Origin of the sequence: Citrobacter sp. wls716, from assembly GCF_005280975.1 — a bacterium.
GTDB classification, from domain to species: Bacteria; Pseudomonadota; Gammaproteobacteria; order Enterobacterales; family Enterobacteriaceae; genus Citrobacter; species Citrobacter youngae.
Genome location: NZ_SZWX01000055.1, coordinates 1 through 18,056 on the forward strand (window position 1 = coordinate 1; position 18,056 = coordinate 18,056).

Genomic DNA, 18,056 nt, shown 5'->3' on the forward strand with positions numbered 1-18,056 from the left:
AGCGGGTGCGGCAACGGGTGAACTTGCGGCCCGGGCGATTGCAGGTATGCTGTATCCTGATGTGACTGACCTGTCGCAACTGAGTGAGGATCAGAAGCAGACCATCAGCACGCTGGCAACGATATCAGCAGGGATGGCCGGTGGTCTGTCGGGCGATAGCACGGCGTCGGCGGCTGCCGGGGCGCAGGCCGGGAAAAATGCGATTGAGAATAATGCACTTGGTGATAAGGACAAGTTACCGGTCAATATTTTCGACATCAATCCGCTGAAACCAAATGTGCTGGACACTGATGGGGAGCCGTTGAAAGGTGGTGGTGGCATTGGTAAGTTCACGATTAATAAAGGACAACAGAACAAGCACTTACCAGGAACGAACGAGTATAAAATAGCTTCCGAAGCGGGTTTGAATAAAAGTGTTCTTACCCTAGCACCTGATTCATTGCTACCCAAATTGGGAACGGGTCAGCAGGTAGGTAATACTCCCGTAGGTGTTCCTGGTTCTAAGGAGCGCATAAATTATGGTCAAAATATTGGAAACTATATTGACCCTCAGACAGGAGTATCTACTCCTACTACAAATGGCATAGTCCACTATGGTAAAAATGGTGTGCATATTGTTCCCGCAAGACCTTCAGAATAATAAGGGAGAAGTAATGGTTTTATCTGATTTAAGTGTATACCTGAGACTTTCATTGCAGAGGGCTTTGTTGGGAAACGTGACCCCTAATATTAGAGCCGTTATTGCTGAATTATCTGGTAAGAACATTAGCTTACTTTTTTATTTTGAAGGTGAAGTTGATGATGACGACGAAGAGCTTGCGTCGGTAATAGAAACGGAAATTATTGCCGATTTTGATGATGATTTTACTGTAGATACAACAGTTCAGCGCCTTGATTCTCCACAGAGGATAAAGAATACAAATGGTTTACTGGTATATCTAAGAAAAGAGTAATAATGAAGATCCCGGCTCTGTGCTGGGATCGTGTTATCAGCCGTCAGACTTGCCCACAATGCCCGCCCCCGCGCCTGTACACCGGCAGTTCGCCGGTGGACAGGCGCTCAACGGTAATAGCAGCGGCTGACATCGCTGCTATGATGCGGGGTGCAGGTACAAACACCACGGCGAGGCGGTAGCGTGCCGGGGGCGAAAACCGCGTATCGGGGCGTTGGGTCCAGTACAGCAAAATGCAGCAGGAAAACTGGGTTGTAACTTGCTGAGTACACAGGAAAAACTGTCGTTCACAGGCTGACTTCGCAACGGAAAAAGTTGTTGTTGAGAATAACTCGTTGAGCAAGGATAAGCCCGGTATCTTTGATATCAATCCGATGCTGAAAATTGGGATTGAGGATGTTGACGGAGAGTTGATGAAAGGTGGCGGTGGAATCGCTAATGGTCTGCCTTCACATAAACAATCAGAAAAGGATGTTGGTAAAGACCTGGGAGCTAGGGGCAATTTGGCCGGGATCTCAAAAAAAGCATGGAACTAAAACGGGTCTATTTACACTGTGCGCCGGGGTTTTTCCCCGATAATTCCCCATTGCTTCCCCATACAGAAAACAGGCATAAAAAAACCAACCGTAGAAGGTTGGTTTTTTTGGGGAATTTTGGTCGGCACGAGAGGATTTGAACCTCCGACCCCCGACACCCCATGACGGTGCGCTACCAGGCTGCGCTACGTGCCGACACTTATGGCTGCTAATACTACTGCTTTCCACCACGAATGCAAGAGGATGGACTGCTAACTGATTTATAATTAATCAGTTAGCGATAAATCGTTTCTCATCCGTCAGCACTTGCAGCAGCAAACTTAGCTGCGGTTTCTGATCTTTAATTTTCTCGCCGCGTAAATTATAGGTCTGGTAATTACCGTTGTTATTAAGCACCAGCGTCATCTCTGGTGTGGTAATGGCCATGGTGCTGCTGTCAGCTGCCGTGACCCAGTAATGGCGGCGTGTTGCATTAAACAAATCCTGACCCTGTGAGTACTCGCTTGCTGGGGTACTGACGTGGAGCAGGCGCTGCATCAGTGTTGTCATCAGGTCAGTATGATCGGTCAGGCTATTAATACGCTGCGCAGGTGTTCCCGGCCAGTGAATAACCAGAGGCACCTGTAGATGGCCACGCGACCAGGCAAAGTTATTCTCTTCCTGCGTCAACGGCACGCCCCGGCCCGCGGTAATAATGACCACCGTGTTGTTCAGTTTGCCGGAGTCACGCAGGGCGCTGAGTATACGGTTGATGTTGGCATCCACATCTTGCGCCGCGCTGGCGTAGCGTTTGGCAAAATTCTTCTGGTTGCTGTCATCAAGGTTCGTTCCGTTAAAGGAAACCCATGAGAACCAACGGTTATCATCTTGCGCATAGCGGCCCAGCCAGTTAATCCACTGGCTTGCAGTTTGTTGATCAGATTGCGTTTGCACGTTTGGCATCGAAAAGTCTGACAGCAATGCCTGGCGATACAGTGGGCTAGTGAAGCCATCAGAGGAGAACAATCCCAACTGATAGCCTTGTTGATTTAGCGCAGAGATTAGCGCGGCAGGCGTTCGGGTCGACAAAATGCCGTCCATGTAGCTTGGTGAAACGCCATAAAACAGGCCAAAAATCCCGTTGTCGGCAGTATTTCCCGAACTCATGTGGCGCGTAAAGGAGATATTCTGCCCGGCAAATTCTGCCAGAGCAGGCATTTGCTGTTCAAAGCGCGAGTAGTTCAGACCGTCAACGGTGATCAGCAGGACATTCTGACCCGTTCCCATATCACGGTAACGCAGCTCACTGAGCGGATACTGGACGGAGACCGCTTCCGGATTACCCTGTTCAATCAGGCGGCGTTGATACTCTTGCGCATCCAACAGACCATGTTTTTCCAGAAACTTACGCGCCGTCATCGGGTAAGAGAGCGGCAGGTTTGCGCGCTGCATGGTAATCGGGCGATAGAAGTTGGCATCAGCCCAGATGTACACCACGTGCGAGGCGATAAAGCAAATGAAGAAGAATGCGGCTAACGGTTTGGCAAAATGGCGGCGACGCGTCAGGCTGCGCAGTTTCTGCCAGCTCCAGGTCGCAAACAGCATTTCGATTAGCAGAATGATTGGCACACTGATAAACATCAGTTGCCAGTCACGCGCCGCTTCATTCTGGTCAGGGTTAATGACCAGCTCCCAGACGATGGGGTTGAGATGCAGGTGGAAGCGGGTGAACACTTCGCTGTCGATGAGCAACAGCGTCATACCTGCTGTCGCCAGAATGGCTGATAAGAATCGCATCAGCCTCTGGGACATGACGATAAACGTCAGAGGAAACAGGATTAGCAGATAGGTGGCAAACACCAGAAAACTAAAATGTCCGACCAGGCTTACATAGGAATAAACACGCCCTGCAAGCGTTGTCGGCCAGTCGGCGACAAACAGGTAACGGCTACCGAGTACCATGGCCAACAGAATGTTGAACAAGGCAAACCAGTGCCCCCAGCTAACCATCTGGGAGACTTTCTCACGGTAGCGCTGACGATGAGTTACCATAAACTGTTGTTCGTTTCCCCGGAGCAGGCTCTTAATGCGCTTGGTCGTCGTTTACCGAAGACTGCAATGCGCGGGCAAAAGAGTTGGCAATCGCCTGGCGCTGGGCCGGTGCGATGCTTGTATTGATAAGGTTAGTCACCATATTTCCCAATACCATCAGGGAAAGATCGGTTGGCGCCTTATGTTTTTCCAGTACGTTGAGCATCTCATTCAGCAGTTGTTCAACGTGTTCGTCACTATAGCGGGAAATTTGTGGCATAAATCGAAATCAGTCTGTTCATGAAAGGGCAACATATTACCGTACAGACAGTTTTTTTTCTGCTTTTTTATCTTCTATTGCGTCACTGCCCGGCAGGTGGTTGAATACCGCCCGGTCTAAAAGGAGAGTTTATCATGAGTCTGGATATCAACCAGATTGCCCTGCACCAGCTTATCAAACGTGACGAGCAGAACCTTGAGCTGGTCTTGCGCGATTCATTACTGGAACCGACAGCGACGGTTGTCGAGATGATGGCTGAGCTGCACCGGGTGTATAGCGCCAAGAATAAAGCCTATGGCCTGTTTAGCGAAGAGAGTGAACTGGCGCAAACGCTGCGTTTACAGCGTCAGGGTGAAGAGGATTTTCTGGCATTTAGTCGTGCCGCGACCGGACGCTTGCGGGACGAGCTGGCGAAATATCCTTTTGCCGACGGCGGTATTGTCCTGTTCTGCCATTACCGTTATCTGGCGGTAGAGTATCTGTTGGTCGCCGTGCTGAACAATTTAAGTAGCATGCGCGTCAATGAAAATCTGGATATCAATCCGACGCACTATCTGGACATCAATCATGCGGATATCGTGGCGCGTATTGATTTAACCGAGTGGGAAACCAATCCGGAGTCCACGCGCTATCTGACGTTCCTGAAAGGGCGGGTAGGGCGCAAAGTCGCCGATTTCTTTATGGATTTCCTCGGTGCCAGCGAAGGTCTGAATGCCAAAGCGCAAAACCGTGGCCTGCTGCAGGCAGTGGACGACTTTACTGCCGAGGCGCAGCTCGATAAAGCTGAACGCCAGAACGTGCGTCAGCAGGTGTACAGCTACTGCAACGAACAGCTACAAGCCGGTGAAGAGATCGAGCTGGAGTCGCTGTCCAAAGAGCTTTCCGGCGTCAGTGAAGTCAGCTTCAGCGAATTTACCGCAGATAAAGGCTACGAGCTGGAAGAGAGCTTTCCGGCGGATCGCAGTACGCTGCGTCAGTTAACCAAATTTGCCGGAAGCGGCGGTGGGTTAACCATCAACTTCGACGCCATGTTACTGGGTGAACGTATTTTCTGGGATCCGGCTACAGATACTTTGACCATCAAAGGTACGCCGCCGAACCTGCGCGACCAGCTGCAGCGTCGCACGTCGGGCGGGAAATAAAACCGTTTGCCGGGTGAGAGCGTATACGCCTTATCCGGTCGACGAGAACCATCAGTATCGATTACAAAATCCCATAAAAAAACCCCGCCTTGGCGGGGTTTTTCTTCAACTTGTTTGCGATTACGCGCGAACGAAGTCGATGTGAGACAGCTTCGGCTTGAACGGGTGACGCTGTACAGCCTGAGCTTTAACTTTAACTTCTTTACCGTCAACAACGATGGTCAGAACTTCGCTGTAGAATTCAGCTTTAGCTTGCATGTTCATAACTGCATCGTGATCCAGTTCGATAGCAATCGGGGCTTCTGCGCCACCGTAGATGATTGCCGGGAACTTGTTAGCGGCACGCAGGCGGCGGCTCGCACCCTTACCCTGCTCTTTACGTACTTCAGCGTTGATAGTAAACATTTAAATCTCTCTTTAATAATTCCTGCTACAGGCGACCCAGCAACAGGTAAGTGATCTGCTTTGCGTATGCAAAAGCGGGCGAGATTCTATACTCAAACGGCTGGTACATCAATCAAAAGTACGATTAACCGCGTAATTCATGTGCCCGACGAAAGCGTCCTTCATAATCGAAGACCTTTTCACGGACCTGCCAGTACTGACCTTTCATGCGCGCCACCACGAAATCAGGATGACGTAACAGCGCCTGCTGGGCGAGGATATCGGCGGCGGTTATCCAGCGTAAGGGAATGCCGGGCGTTCGGGTGTGCGGGCGAATAAACAGTTGCTCGAAGGCTGTACGCTGCGCGGGAGTATGCAGGCGAAAGCGTTCGCTGACGTCGGCGCCATCTTCATCGTAATAGGTAATTTTCAGCCATTCGCCTTTTTCATCCTGCCCATTTTGTAGCGCCATCCCGCTGCAGCGCAAAACCAGCGCATCTTTAAGCCTGAGCGCGGCTTTCAGCATGTCATCCGGGTCAACCAGTACCGTGTCGCACTCCCGACAACGGCGGGCGGCGATGTCATTTTCCGCGTTGCACTGCGGGCAGTTTTTAAAACGGAAACGAAAATCGCACTGTTCGCGATGGCCGTCATCATCTTCAAACCATCCCTGACAGCGGCGGCCAAAGTGCTCAATCAGCGTGCCGTCGGCCGTTGTTTTTCCCCAGAAGGTGTTGGCAAAGCCGCAGGCAGGACAGAACACCTGTACCGGAACGTTGTCACTTTTCCCTTTGGGCGCACCCACTTCCGGGGCGTACAGGTCGTGCGGATTCCCGGCGTAATCAAGGATCAGACAGTCCGTTTTCCCCGGCGCCAGGCGCAACCCTCGTCCAACGATTTGTTGGTAAAGGCTAACTGACTCGGTCGGGCGCAGAATGGCGATAAGGTCGACGTGCGGGGCATCGAAGCCAGTGGTCAGGACCGACACATTCACCAGATAGCGAAAACGTTGGGCTTTGAACTCTTCAATCAACACGTCGCGTTCAGCGCCAGGCGTGTCCCCGGTGATAAGCGCCGCATCATCAGCAGGCAGCAGGCCGACTATCTCTTTGGCGTGCTCAACGGTAGCGGCGAAAATCATTACCCCTTTGCGTGTCTGAGCAAACTCGACAATCTGGCTGATGATATGCGGCGTTATTCGCTGCTGCTTTTTCAGTTCCTGATTCAGGTCCGCTTCGCTAAACAGGCCGTTACTTTGCGCCTGCAGGCGGCTGAAATCATATTGTACGACCGGCATGTCGAGGCGTTCTGGCGGCGTCAGGTAGCCGTGTTTAATCATGTAGCGCAGCGGTAATTCATAAATGCAGTCGCGAAACAGTGCTTTTTCATCGCCGCGCACCATTCCGTGATAATGAAAATGATAAATCCAGCCTTTGCCCAAGCGAAAAGGCGTGGCGGTAAGTCCGAGCAGGCGTAAGTGAGGGTTTACGTTGGTCAGGTGTGTCAGGATTTGTTGATACTGGCTCTCTTCATCATCACCAATGCGATGGCATTCATCGACGATGAGCAGGGAGAATTCTCCCTGAAAGGCGTCCAGATTGCGCGCCACCGACTGTACGCTGCCAAATACCACTTTCCCGTGACTCTCTTTACGCTTCAGACCTGCGGCAAAAATATCGGCTTCCAGCCCCAGCGCGCAATATTTCGCGTGGTTTTGCGCGACCAGCTCTTTGACGTGCGCCAGTACCAGTACGCGACCCCGCGCCACGCGGGCCAGCTCGGCAATCACCAGGCTTTTGCCCGCGCCTGTGGGGAGGACGATAACTGCCGGAGTACGGTGATGGCGAAAATGGTTGAGCGTGGCATCCACGGCTTCTTTTTGGTAAGGACGAAGAGTAAAAATCATGGGCTCACAATATGTAACAGTCTCGCGTATAGTATGCCACGAATCTTTTTCCCTTGAGGGAAGTTGTTAGCTCGTTATACTGAGCGGAAAACGGCTCCACTTTTCGGGCATAACGCCCGATTTCCGTATTGTTACAGGCAAAATCACACTCATGCGACTTGATAAATTTATCGCTCAGCAACTCGGCGTCAGCCGCGCTATTGCCGGGCGTGAGATCCGTGGTAACCGTGTTACCGTCGACGGCGAAATCGTCAGAAATAGCGCTTTTAAGCTGCTGCCAGAGCACGACGTAGAATATGACGGTAATTCCCTGGTTCAACAAAATGGCCCGCGCTATTTTATGCTGAATAAGCCCCAGGGTTATGTTTGCTCAACGGATGACCCGGATCACCCGACTGTGCTCTATTTCCTTGATGAACCAGTGGCCTACAAACTGCATGCGGCAGGGCGTCTGGATATCGATACCACCGGACTGGTGTTAATGACCGACGACGGACAGTGGTCTCATCGCATCACTTCGCCTCGCCACCATTGTGAGAAAACCTATCTGGTGACACTGGAGTCGCCAGTGGCAGATGATACCGCCGAACTGTTTGCCCGTGGCGTACAGTTGCACAATGAGAAAGACCTGACCAAACCCGCCGTGCTGGAAGTGATTACGCCGACTCAGGTACGTTTGACCATCAGTGAAGGGCGCTATCATCAGGTTAAACGTATGTTTGCCGCCGTGGGAAACCACGTTGTGGAACTGCATCGTGAACGCATCGGTGCCATCAAGCTTGATGAGGATCTGGCGCCCGGAGAATACCGTCCATTGACCGAAGAAGAAATCGCCAGCGTTAACTTAACCCCGCGTTAATTTCAGGAGCTAAATGTGACCACCCGGCAGAACTCTTCAATTGCCATTGTTTTTATCCTTGGCTTATTGGCCATGTTGATGCCGTTGTCGATCGATATGTATCTTCCGGCACTGCCGGTGATCTCTGCTCAATTTGGCGTGCCGGCAGGCAGCGCGCAAATGACCCTCAGTACCTATATTCTGGGGTTCGCGGTTGGGCAGTTGATCTATGGTCCGATGGCCGACAGCATCGGGCGTAAACCGGTGATACTGGGCGGGACTCTGGTGTTTGCGGCAGCAGCGGTCGCCTGTGCGTTGGCGCAAACTATCGATCAGTTGATCACTATGCGTTTCTTCCATGGTCTGGCAGCTGCGGCGGCAAGCGTGGTCATCAATGCCCTGATGCGCGACATCTATCCGAAAGAAGAATTCTCGCGCATGATGTCATTTGTCATGCTGGTGACGACGATTGCGCCACTGATGGCACCTATTGTGGGCGGTTGGGTGCTGGTATGGCTGAGTTGGCACTATATCTTCTGGATCCTCGCTGTGGCGGCGATTCTGGCCTCGGTGATGATCTTTACGCTGATCAAAGAGACCTTGCCCGTAGAGCGTCGCCAGCCGTTTCGCTTGCGCACGACTCTGGGCAACTTTGCCTCGCTGTTTCGCCACAAGCGCGTCCTGAGTTACATGCTGGCCAGTGGGTTTAGCTTTGCCGGGATGTTTTCTTTCCTGAGCGCCGGACCTTTTGTCTACATTGAGATCAACCACGTTTCACCGCAGAATTTCGGCTATTACTTCGCGCTGAATATTGTGTTCCTGTTCGTGATGACCATCATCAACAGCCGCTTTGTTCGGCGGGTTGGTGCACTAAATATGTTCCGTACCGGGCTGTGGATCCAGTTTGTGATGGCGGGCTGGATGGTATTCAGCGCGCTGTTCGGCGTTGGATTCTGGGCACTGGTTGTCGGTGTTGCGGCGTTTGTAGGTTGTGTGTCGATGGTGTCATCAAATGCGATGGCGGTCATTCTGGATGAGTTTCCACACATGGCCGGGACGGCCTCATCGTTGGCGGGGACGTTTCGTTTTGGCATCGGCGCGATTGTTGGCGCGCTGTTATCTCTGGCAACCTTTAACTCGGCCTGGCCAATGATATGGTCGATAGCGTTTTGCGCCACCAGCTCAATTCTCTTCTATCTCTACGCCAGTCGCGCCAAAAAACGGTGATCTATTACACAACCTGGGGATCATAAGGCCTCCAGAGTTGATGTACATCAACCGCAAATCTATCATTTTCCCCGCTTATGTTTATTTTATGTAAAATCAATTTATGTAAAAAGTCACATCATTGTAGTTAAAAAGGTTGAGTTAGATCGCAGAAACGAGTACATATAGCGCGGAAACATGCCTGAACCGTTGAATAAATTTAAATAGTGGGTTCGGAAAGTGGCATAAAGACTGGGTGTAAACGTTTACCAACTGTCTAAAGACGTATTGTCAATGATGTGTTAATATTGATGTAAAATAATTGTGAAGTGATTGTACTTCCAGGGAAAGAAAGTGATGACATTACAACTCTCAATCGTTCATCGTCTGCCGCAGTGCTATCGTTGGTCGGTGGGTTTCGCAGGTTCAAAGGTTGAACCGATTCCGCACAACGGTCAGAACAATGAGAACAGCCTGGTGGCCCTCAAATTGCTTAGTCCTGATGGTGACAGCGCATGGTCAGTCATGCATAAACTTAGCCAGGCTCTCAGCGACATTGAGGTACCTTGTTCCGTGCTGGAATGTGAAGGGGAACCGTGCCTGTTTGTGAATCGCCAGGATGAGTTTGCCGCGACCTGCAGACTGAAAAATTTCGGCGTGGCCATCGCAGAACCGTTTTCAAACAACAATCCGTTTTGAGCGTCAGCTTAGCGCGAGCAGCTGACGCGTATAGGCCTGTTGTGGCGCGTTAAATACGTGCTCGCATTGCCCCTGTTCCACGACTTCTCCCTGCCGCAACACAATTACCTGATGGCATAACGCACGTACAACATGCAAATCATGGCTGATAAAAATATAAGCCAGACGATGCTTTTCCTGTAAGGACTTTAACAGCGTGAGGATTTGCGCCTGTACGGTTCTGTCGAGCGAGGATGTCGGCTCATCCAGAATGATCAGCGAGGGTTTGAGAATCAATGCCCTGGCAATGGCTATGCGCTGGCGTTGACCGCCAGAAAACTCTGCAGGATAACGATGGCGGGTTTCGCTATCGAGTCCGACTTCAGCCATCACTGCTTTTACCTGCGCTTCACGCTGTTCAGCGGAAAGCGTTGGCTGGTGAACGCGCAATCCCTCTTCAATAATTTGTAATACGCTCAAACGCGGATTCAGTGAAGAGTTGGGGTCCTGAAAGACCACCTGAATGCGGTGACGTACTGGCAACAGTTGGCGGCGATTTAAGGTATGCAGCGCCAGACCATCGAACACAATACTGCCTTGCGATGTGATTAATCGCAGTAGCGCCAGACCAGTGGTACTTTTCCCGGAGCCTGATTCACCCACCAGTCCCAGTGTTTCACCGGGTCTGAGGGTAAAACTGACGTTGTTAACCACGACGTTATGATCCACCACGCGCTTGAGGATACCCTTGCGTACGGGAAAGGCGACCCTGAGCCCATTCACTTCCAGCAATGGCGGTTGTCCGGCGGCTAAAGGGACTGGATCGCCGGAGGGTTCGCTATTTAACAGTTTCTGTGTGTAGGAATGGGTTGGCGCGGCAAGCAGTGGCTCGGCACGGTTTTGTTCAACGCATTGACCGTTCTGCATGACGGCAATGGAATCGGCTAGCTTTCTCACGATGCTGAGATTATGAGTGATGAACAGCAATCCCATGTTCAGCTCACGCTGCAACTCCCGCAGCAGTTGCAAAATTTGCGCCTGCACAGAGACATCCAGCGCGGTGGTTGGTTCATCAGCAATTAGCAGCTCCGGGCGGGTTAACAGCGCCATAGCAATCATTACGCGCTGGCGCTCACCGCCGGAAAGCTGGTGCGGATAATCTGTAAGGCGTTTCGCTGCATGGCGAATGCCTACACGATCCAGACAGGTCAGAATTTCTGCCCGTGCGGCTTCCCGACGCATTCCCCGATGCAGCGACAGCACTTCATAAAGCTGCTTTTCCAGGTTGTGGAGTGGATTTAGCGACACCATTGGTTCCTGGAAAATCATGGCGATTTTATTTCCCCGCACACCGCGAAGCGTCTGCTCGTTAGCGTGAAGTAGTGATGCGCCGTGAAAGCGGATATCACCGGAGAGGTACACCGCAGGCGGCGTGGGCAACAGACGCAACACCGAAAGCGCGGTGACGCTTTTACCTGAGCCGGACTCGCCCACCAGCGCCAGCGTTTGTCCGGCATCAACGCGCAGTGACAGACTGTTGACCACGGTGCGCACGGTGTTCTGTTGGCGAAAACCTACCGATAAATTGTCAATAGCTAACAGAGGTTGTGTCATCTTAAATCGCCTTATTGGGATCAAATGCGTCGCGTACCGCTTCACCAATAAAAATCAGTAGCGATAATAAGAGGGCAACGGAGATGAACGCGGTGATGCCAAGCCACGGCGCCTGCAGGTTGTTTTTACCCTGCAACAGCAATTCTCCCAGTGATGGCGAGCCAAGCGGTAATCCGAACCCGAGAAAATCCAGCGAGGTGAGTGTGGTGATTGAGGCACATAAAATAAACGGTAAAAAGGTCAGGGCGGCAACCATCGCATTGGGTAGCATATGACGCAAAATAATACTGCTATCGCTAACCCCGAGCGCCTGAGCGGCACGAATATAATCAAAGTTTCGGGTGCGCAGAAATTCCGCGCGTACCACGCCCACCAGGCTCATCCAGCCAAACAGCACGGTGATCGCTAATAGCCACCAGAAGTTAGGCTGAACGACGCTGGATAGCAAAATAATCAGAAACAGCGTTGGCATACCGGACCACACTTCGATGAACCGTTGTCCCCACAGGTCTACCTTACCGCCATAATAGCCCTGTAGCGCGCCAGCCATCACCCCCATGACGCTGGAACACAGGGTCAGCATCAAGCCAAACAGAATTGAGATGCGGGTGCCGTAAAGGATACGCGCCAGCACGTCACCACCATTTGCGTCAGTACCCAGCCAGTTTTGCGCAGAGGGTGGAGAGGGGAAGGGCTTATCGGTGGCAAAGTTAATGCTGGTAGCACCGAACCGGATGGGGGCCCATAGTATCCAACCCTGTCTCTCCAGACGGTGTTGCAGCCACGGATCCTGATAATCAGCCTTTGTTGCTAACGGGCCGCCGAAATCGCTCTCACTGTAGTTTTTAACCAGAGGGAAATACCAGCTGCCGTCATAGCGTACCAACAGCGGCTTATCATTAGCGATCAGCTCGGAACACATGCTCAGGCCAAACAACACCAAAAAAATCCATAATGACCAGTAGCCGCGGCGGTTATGACGAAAACGCGCCCAGCGGGCCTGATTGACGGGGCTTAATCGCGACATTAGCGTCCCTCAAAATCAATACGAGGATCGACCAACGTATAGCTGATATCACTGAGGATATTGAGCAACAGGCCAATCAGGGTGAAGATGTAGAGTGTGCCGAACATCACCGGGTAGTCGCGCGATACGGTAGATTCATACCCCAGTAATCCCAGACCATTAAGCGAAAACATCACTTCAATCAGCAGTGAGCCGGTGAAAAACATACTGATAAATGTGGCGGGAAATCCTGCGATTACCAGCAACATGGCATTGCGGAACACATGCTTCCATAGAATATTTTTCTCACTAACGCCTTTGGCGCGCGCAGTAACGACATACTGCTTACGAACCTCATCCAGAAATGAGTTTTTGGTCAGCATGGTCAGCGCGGCGAACCCACCTACCACGGTTGCCAGCACTGGCAGGGTAATGTGCCACAGATAATCGGTAATTTTTTGATACCAGGGCAGGGCATCAAAGTTAGCGGACACGAGCCCACGTAGCGGGAACAGGTCGTAATAGCTGCCCCCGGCAAAAAAAACGATCAGCAAAATGGCAAACAGAAAGGCCGGAATGGCATAGCCAATAATAATAAATGCGCTGCTCCAGACGTCAAAACGACTGCCGTTGTGAACCGCTTTGCGGATCCCAAGCGGTATCGACACCAGATAGATGATGAGCGTACTCCACAGCCCCAGGGTAACGGACACCGGGAGGCTGTCTTTGATTAGCGTAAGAACAGAGGCACTGCGAAACAGACTATCGCCAAAATCAAAACGGATATAGTCCCAGAGCATCTTGAAATAGCGTTCATGAATGGGTTTATCGAATCCGTAGCGACGGGTAATTTCCGCTATGACTTCCGGATCCAGACCCCGACCGCCACGGTAGTTACTGTCGCTGATATTCCCTACGCCGGTTTGCGCGTGGCTGGCGCGAACACCTTCGCTGCCCGCACCGGGCAACGCGCCGCTTTGTCCGAACTCAATGGCGGCGACGGCCTGCTCAACAGGACCGCCAGGTGCTATCTGTACGATAAAAAAGTTGATAGTAATGATGGCCCAAAGCGTTGGGATCACCAGCAGCAGACGTCGAATCAGATAAGCGCCCATTTACTCTCCCTGTCGTCTGGCTGCGGGAAGCTTCGCCGCTTTGTTGACGTCATACCACCAGTTGTCGATGCCAATGGTATAAATCGGGCGGATCGCCGGATGCGAAAACTTATCCCACCAGGCGATACGATCTTCAGCCATGTACCACATCGGCAACATGTAGTAGTTCCAGGTTAATACCCGGTCCAGTGCCCGCCCCAACGGGATCAGTTTGGCTTTATTCCCTTGTGCGGCAATGATCTGGCTAATCAGTTTATCAATGACCGGGCTTTGCACTCCGGGCGCGTTATAGCTGGAGTCTATATATTCAGAGGCCCAGAGAATTTGCAGGTCTGAACTTGGCCACGGCATTGCGCGATACAACCTTGGCATCATGTCATAGTCACGACTGCGCAAACGGTTAGTGATTTGCGAGTTATCGACCTGGCGGATATTCATCGTAATACCTAAGCGCTGTAGGTTGTGCTGGAATGGCAATACCCACTGGCTGTTGCTGCCTGCCGGGAGTAATAACTCGAAGGTCAGCGGTTTACCGCTGGTGCTATTTATCCGTTGTTGCCCTTTCAGTATCCATCCCGCCTGTTGGAGTAACGTATCGGCTTTCAACAGGTTTTCACGATCGTAGCCATCGCCTTTCGACATCGGTGGTTGATAGATTTGACTGAAGACTTCCGGTGGCAGCTCTTTTTTCAATGGCGCGAGGATCACCAGTTCATCCGCATCGGGATAACCTCTGGCTGCATACTCGGTGTTCTGGAAATAGCTGTTTGTCCGACTCCAGGCATTATAAAACAGGGCCTTATTCATCCATTCGAAATCAAAGGCCAGCGTAATCGCTTCCCGTACACGTCGGTCACTAAACATTGGACGTTGAATATTAAAGGCTAACCATCGTGTGTCCTGCGCGGACTCATTCTTTTGTTCGTCTTTGACAATGTAATGATTGGCGAAATTTTTTCCGGTATAACGCGTCGCCCAGTTTTTGGCATCGTTCTCAAGACGCAGGTCAAACGCACCGGCCTTAAATGCTTCAAAGGCGACGTTATCATCCAGATAATAGTCGTAGCGGAGGGTATCGAAGTTCCAGCGTCCGCGATTGACGGGCAAGTCAGCAGCCCAATAATCTTTGACGCGCGAATAGACAATATACTGGCCCATTTTCCATTGACTGATGCGATAAGGGCCGCTGGCGAGCGGTGGTGATGACAAGGGATCGCTGAGCTTATGATCTTTCCAGTACTTCTCTGGCATCACCGGTAATGAAAACAGGCTGAGCATGTCCTCTTTACCCGGTTTGGCGAGTTCAATTCGCACTGTTAACGGGGCAATTGCCTTTACCGTCGTTCCTTTGTAGACCAAACGAAACTGCGGTACGCCTTCGGTCATAAATTTATGGAAGGTGAATTCAACATCGCGTGCGGTAATGGGTGAACCATCATGAAAACGGGCCCGCGGATTAATCGCGATTTCTACCCACGAATAATCATCGGCGTAACGCGCTCTGTCAGCGATGAGCGGGTAGTAGCTGCCGGGTTCGTCATCCGAGGTGGTAAACAGCGTATCGTAGAGCGTTTCGGTGCGTGCGCCAGGGTTGCCGCGCATCGAGTAGCGGTTGAAGTTGTCGAAGGTACCCAGGGCGGAGAGGGTGAGCTGCCCGCCTTTAGGGGCCGCGGGGTTAACATAATCAAAGTGATTAAAATTAAACGCGTACTTGGGTTCGCCCAACACGGCAAAGGCGTAGCTTTCTTTGATGGATTGGGCATGAACGTTAAACCCGATAAGGGCGATAAACAGAAGCAGTACACGAGGAATCATATCACAGAGGTTTCCTTGTCCTGCCACAACCCGACAGGCTTCTTGCCTGAGAAATAGCGGTTGGGGTGGCGAGTGAAAATATATGAATCGCCTGGTGCGATCACCACGTTGGCTTATCGGATTGCGCCATCCACCGTACAAAATCATCAAGCATTAATGGGCGGCTGATCCAGTATCCCTGGAAGAAATGAACCCCGCGATCGCGCAGCCATCGGGCTTGCTCAGGCGTTTCTACCCCTTCAGCAACCGTCAGCATATTAAGACGCTTAGACAGTGTCAACACCGCATCCAGTACCGGAGACGTTAGCGTTTCTGTCCCAATGGCGTTGATAAATCCTCGGTCGATTTTCAGATAGTCAACGGTAAAGCGTTCCAGATAAATGAGTGCGCTATGGCCGGTACCGAAATCATCAATGGCAATTTCGAATCCGGCAGCGTGTAGCCATTCAAATAACTTTGAGGCTTCATGCTGATTGAGCATATCGCGTTCGGTGATTTCGAGTACAACCTGGAAATGGTGTGGCGGCAGGGAAGCGTTCAGGTGTTGAATATCGTCTTTAAAGCTTTCACCATGCAGGTGCGTTGGGGCGATGTTGAGCCCGAGCTTTGCGCCTTGCGGTAACACTTTTTTTAATGCGGGGGCATCACGGGCCACCAGTTTGAACAGATGCTGCGTCAGCGGCACGATCATTTGCTGTGATTCAGCGTAGTGAATAAACGCATCTGGCGGGATCTCACCTGTTGTCGGGTGGCGCCAGCGTAACAATACTTCTACCCCTTTTACTTCCAGCGTCTGCATTTCAACGACTGGTTGGTAGACCACATAAAACTGATCGTGCTTGATAGCGTTGAGAATATCCTTTCCCGGGCGTAAACGAACGGCGTAGTTGTAGTACCACAAAAGCAACCCGGTCATGATCCCGGCCATACATCCCAACATGACGGCATACCAGACGTCAGTGTACGTCCACTCTTGCGCGTATAACCGGATCTTCATCGGGATCCCTTTCAGCGTCGTCTGGCGCCAGGTGGTATCCGGAAGCGCGGAAACGTCCATCAGTTGGGATGAAAATGTCGTGATAGCGGTATCACCAACAATAATTGCAATACCGTCAAAATCATCTTCTCGGGCGGTATAGAGAAGGTAAGGCGCCAGATTGATATTCAGTGAGGAAAACACGCCGCTATTCTTAAATGAAGGATTCCGCTGCCAAATCATGATCGCCGGATTGTCCGGCATCATCGGGGTACCGGACAGTAATTCCACATCGACATCTTGCTTGAGATCCAGCTTCGGCACCAGCGACAGAATAGGCGAGTCCATCGCGCCAGTTGCGGATGAGCAGAAAGCAATACCATCTTTTACCAATAAAAAAGCGCGTACATTGAGGTTAAACGCTGCGCTGGCAGTTAGCCTGGCGGCAACTTGTTGGCAATTGTATGAGACCAGCGGCTGCAGGGCATCTGTTGTGCTTTTGAGGTCTGAGAGGTAACTGCTGATGTAATAGTCGATATCGGAAAGAAGCGTTTCGTACTTTACATCTCGTTTGTGCCAGGTGGCAAAAAACTGCAGGGTGCTGACAAGTACCGCGACGACTACCCCCGTAAAAATACAGGTAAAAAGGACATTTCGACTGGAAGATGAAGGACGTCTGAACATAGTTCCTTATGTTTACCTGGGGTATCTGCTTATTATTAAACGGCTTGATCTGTAAAACTATAACCTGGATTGATTCGTATAGTGAGATTTTTCTTAAACATAGCGCAACGCAAAAAGCACTGCCGAAGCAGTGCTTTTGATAAGTCTCATCAGGATAGCCAAGGGATAGCTGCCAAACGAAATTAACTGCGGCTCAGGACCCGGCGAGCTTCGTTGTAACGTTTTTTCCAGTAAGGCTCGTTCATGCTGGAAATGATAACGCCACTGCTGGTCGAGGCATGTACAAACTGGTTATTGCCGATATAGATACCGACGTGACGGCCGGTGGAACCCGCACGGAACAGAACCAGATCGCCTGTGCGCAGATTTGTGCGCGAAACGGATTTGCCCGTTTCCTGTTGCTCGTAGGTTGAGCGCGGAAGCTCTAAACCAAATTGCTCACGAAACGTACGCTGTACGAAGCTTGAACAATCAATACCTTTTTTGGTGCTGCCGCCAAGGCGGTAACGCACGCCTTTCCAGTCAGCATATTGGTCCATAATACGTGATTTAACATCGATATTACGTACCATATTTTCAAATTCATCCTGAGAGGCTTGCAGTGAAGAGTTATCTCCATTGCCCACAGCATGCGTCTCAGAATGCATATTCCTGGCGGTGTTCGTTGTGCTACATGCAGAAAGCAGAACCGCAACTGCTATCGCGGGTATGCCCCGCAAGATATATCTCAAAATCGGTTGAGATTTGACCATTTTGTTTGTTTTCCCTTGAAGTCCTTAACGATAAATATCGTTATAAAAAATGCCAAACGTGACGAGACTAATTACCAACGCATGATGAGACAATTCTTTAAGGTCAAATCTGTGGCAGAACGCACAAATTTATTCTTATAGTGAATAATTATCCCGCGAGG

The 18,056-nt window shown here is 51.1% G+C and carries 17 protein-coding genes, 1 tRNA gene and 1 pseudogene; 8 read left to right on the top strand and 11 right to left on the bottom strand.

Annotated elements, in window-relative coordinates; translation table 11 throughout:
- From FDX24_RS23905 to FDX24_RS23755, 4 genes and pseudogenes are all read left to right on the top strand, one after another.
- A pseudogene (locus FDX24_RS23905) lies at positions 1–235 on the top strand (VENN motif pre-toxin domain-containing protein); the annotation flags it as partial.
- Positions 236–265: 30 nt separating this feature from the next.
- Positions 266–640: a polymorphic toxin type 50 domain-containing protein gene (locus FDX24_RS23910; protein WP_371414778.1), complete on the top strand. Its 375-nt coding sequence runs from the start codon at positions 266–268 to the stop codon at positions 638–640.
- A 13-nt stretch (positions 641–653) separates the two neighbouring features.
- The gene (locus FDX24_RS20940) at positions 654–953 is read left to right on the top strand and encodes a hypothetical protein (RefSeq protein WP_115601761.1); all 300 of its coding nucleotides are present in this window, start codon (positions 654–656) and stop codon (positions 951–953) included.
- A gap of 335 nt (positions 954–1,288) precedes the next feature.
- Positions 1,289–1,489, top strand: coding sequence for a hypothetical protein (locus tag FDX24_RS23755; protein WP_226814018.1), 201 nt, complete (start codon positions 1,289–1,291; stop codon positions 1,487–1,489).
- A gap of 118 nt (positions 1,490–1,607) precedes the next feature.
- Here FDX24_RS23755 and FDX24_RS20950 read toward each other — a convergent pair.
- The 3 genes from FDX24_RS20950 to FDX24_RS20960 form a co-directional block, all read right to left on the bottom strand.
- Positions 1,608–1,684: transfer RNA gene (locus FDX24_RS20950), tRNA-Pro, on the bottom strand.
- 75 nt (positions 1,685–1,759) lie between these two features.
- Positions 1,760–3,520, bottom strand: a complete 1,761-nt coding sequence (gene yejM, locus FDX24_RS20955) for an LPS biosynthesis-modulating metalloenzyme YejM (protein ID WP_061068183.1) — start codon at positions 3,518–3,520, stop codon at positions 1,760–1,762.
- Positions 3,521–3,551: 31 nt separating this feature from the next.
- The gene (locus FDX24_RS20960; RefSeq protein ID WP_003027506.1) at positions 3,552–3,779 is read right to left on the bottom strand and encodes a YejL family protein; all 228 of its coding nucleotides are present in this window, start codon (positions 3,777–3,779) and stop codon (positions 3,552–3,554) included.
- A gap of 134 nt (positions 3,780–3,913) precedes the next feature.
- On the opposite strand from FDX24_RS20960, the gene yejK reads away from it, so the two are divergent.
- Positions 3,914–4,921: a nucleoid-associated protein YejK gene (gene yejK, locus FDX24_RS20965; protein WP_005129293.1), complete on the top strand. Its 1,008-nt coding sequence runs from the start codon at positions 3,914–3,916 to the stop codon at positions 4,919–4,921.
- Positions 4,922–5,041: 120 nt separating this feature from the next.
- On the opposite strand, the gene rplY is transcribed toward yejK, so the two are convergent.
- Together rplY and FDX24_RS20975 are read right to left on the bottom strand one after the other, a co-directional pair.
- Complete coding sequence (gene rplY / locus FDX24_RS20970; protein ID WP_003027502.1) at positions 5,042–5,326, bottom strand: 50S ribosomal protein L25; 285 nt, start codon at positions 5,324–5,326, stop codon at positions 5,042–5,044.
- A gap of 124 nt (positions 5,327–5,450) precedes the next feature.
- Positions 5,451–7,211, bottom strand: a complete 1,761-nt coding sequence (locus FDX24_RS20975; protein ID WP_061068182.1) for a DEAD/DEAH box helicase — start codon at positions 7,209–7,211, stop codon at positions 5,451–5,453.
- Between the two features lie 151 nt (positions 7,212–7,362).
- On the opposite strand from FDX24_RS20975, the gene rsuA reads away from it, so the two are divergent.
- From rsuA to FDX24_RS20995, 3 genes are all read left to right on the top strand, one after another.
- The gene (gene rsuA / locus FDX24_RS20980; protein WP_115601762.1) at positions 7,363–8,070 is read left to right on the top strand and encodes a 16S rRNA pseudouridine(516) synthase RsuA; all 708 of its coding nucleotides are present in this window, start codon (positions 7,363–7,365) and stop codon (positions 8,068–8,070) included.
- A 15-nt stretch (positions 8,071–8,085) separates the two neighbouring features.
- Positions 8,086–9,276, top strand: a complete 1,191-nt coding sequence (locus FDX24_RS20985) for a Bcr/CflA family multidrug efflux MFS transporter (protein WP_048211138.1) — start codon at positions 8,086–8,088, stop codon at positions 9,274–9,276.
- A 333-nt stretch (positions 9,277–9,609) separates the two neighbouring features.
- Entirely contained in the window at positions 9,610–9,954 is a 345-nt protein-coding gene (locus FDX24_RS20995; RefSeq protein ID WP_086523392.1) for a YejG family protein, read from the top strand.
- Positions 9,955–9,957: 3 nt separating this feature from the next.
- Here FDX24_RS20995 and yejF read toward each other — a convergent pair whose 3' ends face one another.
- The 6 genes from yejF to mepS all read right to left on the bottom strand — a co-directional run bounded on the left by yejF (position 9,958) and on the right by mepS (position 17,895).
- Positions 9,958–11,547 carry a microcin C ABC transporter ATP-binding protein YejF gene (gene yejF / locus FDX24_RS21000; RefSeq protein WP_048211140.1) on the bottom strand — a complete coding sequence of 530 codons (1,590 nt, stop codon included), beginning with the start codon at positions 11,545–11,547 and terminating at the stop codon, positions 9,958–9,960.
- Between the two features lies 1 nt (position 11,548).
- A complete protein-coding gene (locus FDX24_RS21005) occupies positions 11,549–12,574 on the bottom strand; it encodes an ABC transporter permease (protein WP_061068180.1) in 1,026 nt (341 codons plus the stop codon).
- Complete coding sequence (locus FDX24_RS21010) at positions 12,574–13,668, bottom strand: microcin C ABC transporter permease YejB (RefSeq protein WP_040230596.1); 1,095 nt, start codon at positions 13,666–13,668, stop codon at positions 12,574–12,576. Before FDX24_RS21010 ends, FDX24_RS21005 begins: the two co-directional genes overlap by 1 nt.
- Complete coding sequence (locus FDX24_RS21015; protein ID WP_124021784.1) at positions 13,669–15,483, bottom strand: extracellular solute-binding protein; 1,815 nt, start codon at positions 15,481–15,483, stop codon at positions 13,669–13,671.
- Positions 15,484–15,583: 100 nt separating this feature from the next.
- Positions 15,584–17,143: a cyclic di-GMP phosphodiesterase gene (locus FDX24_RS21020; RefSeq protein WP_048211143.1), complete on the bottom strand. Its 1,560-nt coding sequence runs from the start codon at positions 17,141–17,143 to the stop codon at positions 15,584–15,586.
- Between the two features lie 182 nt (positions 17,144–17,325).
- Positions 17,326–17,895 (bottom strand): bifunctional murein DD-endopeptidase/murein LD-carboxypeptidase, encoded by a 570-nt coding sequence (gene mepS / locus FDX24_RS21025; protein WP_003027474.1) that lies wholly within the window; start codon positions 17,893–17,895, stop codon positions 17,326–17,328.
- Positions 17,896–18,056: the final 161 nt, after the last annotated feature.